6 protein-coding genes and 1 pseudogene are annotated in these 6,963 nt (G+C 36.1%); 5 read left to right on the top strand and 2 right to left on the bottom strand.

The window, feature by feature from the left end; translation table 11 throughout:
• The first annotated feature begins 68 nt into the window (after window positions 1-68).
• The 3 genes and pseudogenes from V7068_RS13325 to V7068_RS13315 form a co-directional block, all read left to right on the top strand.
• The gene (locus V7068_RS13325) at window positions 69-1,034 is read left to right on the top strand and encodes a DUF1700 domain-containing protein (protein WP_499713189.1); all 966 of its coding nucleotides are present in this window, start codon (window positions 69-71) and stop codon (window positions 1,032-1,034) included.
• Between the two features lie 362 nt (window positions 1,035-1,396).
• On the top strand, window positions 1,397-2,329 hold the full coding sequence (gene bla / locus V7068_RS13320) for a class A beta-lactamase (RefSeq protein WP_375348731.1): 933 nt from the start codon (window positions 1,397-1,399) through the stop codon (window positions 2,327-2,329).
• Window positions 2,330-2,583: 254 nt separating this feature from the next.
• Window positions 2,584-3,102 (top strand): annotated as a pseudogene (locus V7068_RS13315) (M3 family metallopeptidase); the annotation flags it as partial.
• Between the two features lie 89 nt (window positions 3,103-3,191).
• Here the strand turns inward: V7068_RS13315 and V7068_RS13310 are convergent.
• Window positions 3,192-4,352 carry a glycosyl hydrolase family 18 protein gene (locus V7068_RS13310; RefSeq protein WP_499713188.1) on the bottom strand — a complete coding sequence of 387 codons (1,161 nt, stop codon included), beginning with the start codon at window positions 4,350-4,352 and terminating at the stop codon, window positions 3,192-3,194.
• A 490-nt stretch (window positions 4,353-4,842) separates the two neighbouring features.
• Window positions 4,843-5,658 carry a glycerophosphodiester phosphodiesterase gene (locus tag V7068_RS13305; RefSeq protein ID WP_499713187.1) on the bottom strand — a complete coding sequence of 272 codons (816 nt, stop codon included), beginning with the start codon at window positions 5,656-5,658 and terminating at the stop codon, window positions 4,843-4,845.
• 291 nt (window positions 5,659-5,949) lie between these two features.
• Here V7068_RS13305 and V7068_RS13300 point away from each other — a divergent pair, with 291 nt between their 5' ends.
• Window positions 5,950-6,537: a TetR/AcrR family transcriptional regulator gene (locus tag V7068_RS13300; RefSeq protein ID WP_499713186.1), complete on the top strand. Its 588-nt coding sequence runs from the start codon at window positions 5,950-5,952 to the stop codon at window positions 6,535-6,537.
• A complete protein-coding gene (locus V7068_RS13295) occupies window positions 6,538-6,960 on the top strand; it encodes a DUF5367 family protein (protein ID WP_499713185.1) in 423 nt (140 codons plus the stop codon).
• The last annotated feature ends 3 nt before the right edge of the window (window positions 6,961-6,963 follow it).

Raw genomic sequence — 6,963 nt, 5'->3', positions numbered from 1 at the left:
CATTAGGATAGTTGTGAATAAATAATTATGAAACAAAGTGAGTTAGAACTTGTAGAGGGGATGAGAAGATGACAATTAGTTCAGAGAGGAAGACCTCAAGATTGATGAGATTGCGTAGAATCTGCGGTTATGGTGCCGCAATAGCAGTAACACCTTACCTGCTGATCAAAATCGTATGGACTTTTGGTCTCTTCCTTCCAACCGAGCAAATGGGTGACGCTAGCTGGCGCATTATAAATGCAGTAACCGCCGTTCTCGCTGCGATTGGTATCCTTCTTGCAATGGCGTTTTGCAGGTCGTGGGGGGAGCGGCTACCTGCGTGGCTGGTTGCTCTACCTATTTGGGTTGGTACCGGTTTGCTCGTTCCTATGCTGTTAATTGCACCGGTTCTGGGCCCTGCAGCTATGATCCGGGATCAAGAAGCAGGTGCCGCCGACTTCTGGGTATACGAGCAGATTTTCGTCATGATTTCACTTTTTGGGATTGGCATCTTCCTGCCGCTTGCATTGGCGGGATATGCAATGACACGTTGGCCAGAGGCTCTGAGTGGCACAACCGACTACAAGGAGTTGTCGGGCAATACTCTACAACTGCAGATCATCTTGGCTAGGATTGTCGCTGCCGGCTGCATTCTGCTCGGTGTCATCAAGGTGTTTTGGGCGGTTGGCGGCTCTTTCGGCATCGACCCGGCAACCATGGGTGAACGCGATGTGTGGTGGCACCTGCTGTCATTGAGTACAGGCGTGTGGTCCTTTGCTGGTGCGTGGGGCATACTGGTGGTAGTATCCCGCCGTGGGTCGAAGTGGTTTCTACCCCCTATGGCAGCGGCATGGATTTCATCGGGAGCGTTGTTCTCCAACAACCTCTATTCTGCCTTATCTTCAGTTCGACTCGATGCGCCACCCTCCCCAGAGTACCCATTGGCATGGTTGTTGACCACACAGGCGGGCATCGTCTTAGGTGTAATAATGGGGATGATTATCCTGCTGGTGCTGCACGAACGCCGTCGAGCCCTTCGAGATGAGTCCAACTGAAGTTGATTACACAGAACCACGGACTATTGGAGTTGTGCAAGAGTTCATTTCGCGTGGAGAAGAGGTAGTGTACTTTACAATTGAAGATTTTCAAGAGCTAAAATAATTAGTGGTTTATTCAACAAAAGGGCGCTTTTCCTGAACAAGGAAAAGCGTTTTTTAACGGAATTATGAAGGGTTTGTGTTAACGAAAATAGAAAATATTAGTAGTTCAATTAAAGGGCAGTTTTCTTGAAAAATCAACGTATGCCTCGTACCACTTGGGGGTGTGTAAGTAATGGGAAGTGATAAAATAGCTTTGTTAGTAATTCCTTTGGAAAGGAATACGTAATAAAAATTTTTTAGAAAGAGGTTAAATTTTAATGAAATCATTGAGTAGCATTTTTAGTACTTCCACATTTAGAAAAATTGTGCCTGTATTATTTTTTTCATGTGCAACGCTTGTAGGCTGTTCAAACAATAACGTTCATGCTGAATTAACTAAACCCAAAAAACAGGAAACTACCTATAATCATGGTTTTGCCAAGCTTGAAGAAAAATTTGATGCTAAACTTGGTGTCTTTGCGTTGGATACTGGTACAAACCAAACAGTAACTTATCATCCAGATGAGCGTTTTGCTTATACATCTACTCATAAAGCTCTAGCTGTAGGAGTACTTTTACAACAGAAATCAATAGAAGACCTTAATCAAAGAATTACCTATACACGTGAGGATCTTGTTAATTATAATCCGATTACAGAAAAGCATGTTGATACGGGGATGACTCTTAAGGAGCTTTCCGATGCTTCTCTTCGATACAGTGACAATACTGCTGGAAACCTTATCCTTAAACAACTGGGGGGACCAACTGGATTTAAGAAAGCACTGGAGGGAATTGGTGATAATGTTACCAACCCTGAGCGATTTGAGCCTGATTTAAATGAAGTTAATCCAGGTGAAACTCATGATACGAGTACACCAAGAGCACTTGCAACTAGTCTTCAGGCTTTTACACTGGGAGATGCACTTCCAACTGAGAAACGTGAACTTTTAATAGATTGGATGAAGAGAAATACTACTGGAGATACGTTAATTCGTGCTGGAGTGCCGAAAGATTGGGAAGTGGCTGATAAGACTGGAGCAGGATCATATGGTACACGAAATGACATTGCAATCATTTGGCCACCAAAAGGAGACCCTATTGTTCTTGCTGTACTTTCAAGTCGTGATAAAAAAGATGCTGATTATAACGACGAGCTTATTGCTGAGGCAACAAAAGAAGTAATTAAGGCTCTCAAAGTCAAAAATAAATAAAAATGCTTGTACTAAAAAAGGTTACGTTAAGTAGCCTTTTTTTAATAGGCTAATTCCTATAACATCTGATTATGTAAAATAGGCAGATAGAAATATGTTATTCTTATTCCGTAATAGGGCGCGTTTGCGGAATAAGGCTTAGTGAAATGATCAAACTTTTTTATAAAAACTACATTCGAAATGATAAAGAAAGAATCCAATTTGATCAATCTTTTTTTTCAAAATAGATTCTTTTTATTTATCGTATGATGCTGGTTTGTGAGGTGTTTTTGATCAAACTTTATTTTAAAGCAACACTAGCTCGTAAACATTTACTCAATCATTTTATTGATCAATTTAAAGGAACATTTTTTACGCAGGTGATGTTCGCAGAATTTGAGATGAAGACACATGAAATGGCTGAAAAGGGATTGCCCTTAAATGTAGATGTATTTAATGAAACGTATGAGACATTGTTCAAAGAATACAACGGGGATGAAATTGTTTTAGATCATGAGGTTAAATTTGGTTGGTCAAGAATCCCTCATTTTTAACGTCCTTTTTACGTTTATAAGTATGCAACAGATTTTGCATCAGCAATTCATTTAGCAACTCAAATTCTTAAAGGCGATGGGGAAACGCTCAGCTCATATTTAGACTTCTTAAAAAGTGGAAGTTCGGATTATCCACTCGAATTATTAAAGAAGGCAGGGGGGGACTTGACAACTCCATACCCAATAGAAAATGCTCTAAAACGGTTTGATGAGTTAGTGGAAGAGTTTTCAAAACTTTAATTCAATGTAGGATTTGCACATAAGTCCTTATGATTGCAAAGAAAAAACAAAAGAGAGGTAAATAATTTCTAAACCTCTCTTTAATTTCCTTACTTTAATACATAAATATCTGATTCTTCCATCTCTTCAGCAATTACACCACTCAAACTATGTTGACCTTTTGCATCATGTCCAAGCTCCCATAACATCATTCCACCAAAACCATTGTTAAGTGCAAGCTTCGTTTTCTTTTGAACAGTTTCTTCACCGTTATAATGGTATGTTGTTTCATTCATGTTGACAGTATCGCGTCCTGCATTTTTTGGATTTCTTTCAATGATTGCCGCATACGATACTTGCTTAATGTCTTTATTTTCTGGTTGTGCATAAAAGGGAATTCCTAGAACAAGTTTTTCTTTTGAAAGATTGTGGTTTTCAAACAAGTTTGTCCAATAGTTTACAATATTTTCAGTATATGAATAAGGTGACAAATTAGCTGCATTATATCCACCATCCCATTGACCGTCATAAGCCATAATATTTACGTGGTCAACATAATTAAACATAGATGGATCATAAACTACATTATTAATTTCTGTACCTGTGACACTATGAACTTTTGCATTTACTGCTATCGACAATTCTTTATTCGTGTTGTGAAGCTTCTCATTTAAGTCTTTAATGAAGACATTTAGATTTAGAGCATCATTCTTTGAACGTGGATGTTCAAAATCTATATCTATGCCATCTAGATTTTCACGATTTGTAAAATTCACTAACTCACTAATAAGATTATTACGAGAAGCAGGATCCGCAATTGCTTCTTTAAAATACATATACGATTCTCCGCCAGAAATGTGGTACCAACCACCTACAGCTAACATTACTTTTGTGTTATGTTGATGTGCTTTTGAAACAATTGCCCGTAGGTTATTCAATGCAGATTCTCCATTTAATAAAATTTTCCCATCAACAGTTGGATGTGCAAAGGAGAAAATAATATGTGTTAAATTCGAATAATCAACCAGATTAGGATCACGAAAATCTTGAACATAGCCAATTAATTTTTTTGTTTGCTTTGTTTCCAATTTTGGTATTTGTTTATTGATAGGATTTTTTTCAGAAAATGGTGCAATATGCATTTTCACGTTCTCAGCTTTTTCTGTGTGTTCTTGTTCATTTTTAATAGTAGAAAATAATATTCCTGAATAAAAGCCACCCGTAAAAATAATAACCATAACTAATGCAAGGAGGAGACTTCGTTTTTTCATAGATGCATTCCTCTCCTAAATTTTTGAATATAAAAATTGTAACAAATAAGTAGATACATAGGAGATGGTAATATCAAGCATATCGCATTCTAAAAGGGAGATACATAGAATTCAAATATTGAATAGGGTGTATAAATTGCAGTATTTTATTTTGTAAGATGAGGACAACATCTTACATATTTTCGCAAAATGAAACTGAATCTTTTCTATTGATGAAATAAATAAACTGTTTTTTTCTTGAATGATATATCATAAGTCTCTGCTTTTTTCTCCATAAAAAAATACCCCCTTATAATAGACAGATTAATGCGCTTTTTAAAACGTGTCTACTATAAGGGGAGCATACCAGAACAACGGAAAGTACAGTGTTATCCGTGTTTAAATATCAAAAATCTCGCCAATTCACAATCGACTGACGAGATTTTATATTTTTCTTAAAGTCCCATTACGTAGGACACCTTTATAATATTCATATATTCCAGCAATGATATTAAGGTATAATCACATCTGTTTCAATCAATCGTGGATGAATACTTTTCGCTTTTTCATACGCTTCAGCAGAGTTAACTGAGTATACATGCAGTTTTAGGCCTGCTTTTTTAATTTCTTTGGCAGTTCCTTCGTCTACATTTTTAATTGAAGTTGAGTAAATAGCGTTATCATATTGTTTTAATTCTTCAATATCAGCCTCTACATTGTGCAATGCATTTCCAAGGAATGTCACAGTTGCTTCTGGGTACCATTCGTTAAATTGATTTCGAATATCATCATTACTTAGTACAAAGAATGAATGATTTAATACTTGGGCTTCTTCAGCTTCTTCCATAATATCGTCCACGAATTCCTTATCATGCCAGTCGCCTTTTGAACCATCAAAATTAATACCAATATTGTATTTATGAGCTTCCTCTAACACTTCCTCAAGTGTTGGTACTTTATAATCTGTTACATTTCCTTCTTTATCTTCGATATCAAAACTTTGAATTTGATCTAATGTTAAATCTTTTACCTTTCCAGAGCCTGTAGTAGTACGGTCTACCGTTGTATCATGCATTAATATGTATTGGCCGTCCTTTGTTTTTTGGACATCAATTTCAACAAAGCCATATCCTAATAGACCAGCCTGAGTTATCGCCTCTAATGTGTTTTCAGGAGCGGTCACTTGTGCACCACGGTGAGCACTTAACTCCGTTTTGCTGCTTTGTAACCAGTTATCATTCGGCGCAGCACTTGCAGCACTTCCAAACACAGATGTTGCCAACATAAACGGCACAGCAGCCAACGAAAGGATTCTTTTCTTCTTCACTGTTTTCCACTTCCTATTCTTTAATATTTGCTACGTTTTAACAATACATAAACAGTGTTAATAGAACATTAATCTTTTGTTAATTTATGGGAAAATTTTTGTGTTTTGTTATTTACTTAAAAAACACTGCAAGTCACATTGACCTATGCTAAATTTTAAAGGAGATTCTAAAATTATGTATTTAAAGTAACGGTCAGTTTAGTTTAACAAGAAAATATTGTAATTATAAATAATGAATGTTAGTATTTCCTTATAGTTAGTTAGTTGAATAACTAATAGGAAGGTGTAGAAATGGCAAAACCTAATGTAATTAGTAAGGATGTTTTAATTCAATACGCAAAGGAGTGTTTAGTAAACAACGGAATAGAAAAGTTTACTTTAAGATCTGTAGCAGAGATGGCAGGAGTAACACAGGGAACAATTTACTATCATTTTAGAACGAAGGAACAGTTGTTATTAGCTATTGTTCAAAATGTTTGTGAAAACTCTTGGAATGAAATATCCGAACAAAGTGAACAGCTTTTTTTAAGTCAAGCAATCGAATCTGCAAAAAGTCGTTGTTCATACGATTCTTTTTTTCATAAGTTATTTTTTACCTTGGTTGCTTCGAGTTTCAATAATGAAAAAATAAGAAATCAATTAAGTGATATCGTTACTGAAGAAAATAGTTCTTTAATTAGTAACTTATCAGGGTTATGGGGTAAATCACCAATAGAAGGTGTAACGTTAGAAACATGGGGGATTCTCATAAACGCTATTGTAGATGGAATTGCTTTACAAGCACTATTACAAAAAGATTTTCCAGTAGAAAGAACGTATCAGGAGGTTGAACAGCTTTTTAAAGCTCTTAGTAAATTAAAGGGTATGGAGGATTGGTAAATGAAGGGAAATGCATTTGCTCTCATTTTTGGTGTGTTAGTATGGTTTGTTGCTACAATGTTTTTCGTAATTCTTGGTGAACGTGTCCTCTATCCTCCTGGAACAGTCAGCTTTGCAATTAGTATTACACTATTAGTAGTTGGGACAGGGTTCTTGCTATGGGGTATTACATATATTTATTTATTATTTGATAAAACCGAAAATGCACCATTAAAATTTGGAATAATTGGCACAATGATTGGATTAGCATTGGACACCTTTTCATTATCGTTTCACCAATTTATTTTTCCTAATTTGGCTAAGCCACAGGTTATTGCATTTACAGCATGGATGTCTTTTGCATATGCGTTATATTTATTTATTCCTGCATTTATTAACCAAAAAACAAGTAAGTCCAAAGGAAGAAACCAACCTTTCTTCTAACAA

Source organism: Bacillus sp. JJ634 (assembly GCF_036962285.1).
In the GTDB taxonomy this organism is placed as follows: Bacteria; Bacillota; Bacilli; order Bacillales; family DSM-1321; genus Peribacillus; species Peribacillus asahii_A.
This window is presented reverse-complemented; position numbering and strand designations above follow the sequence as displayed.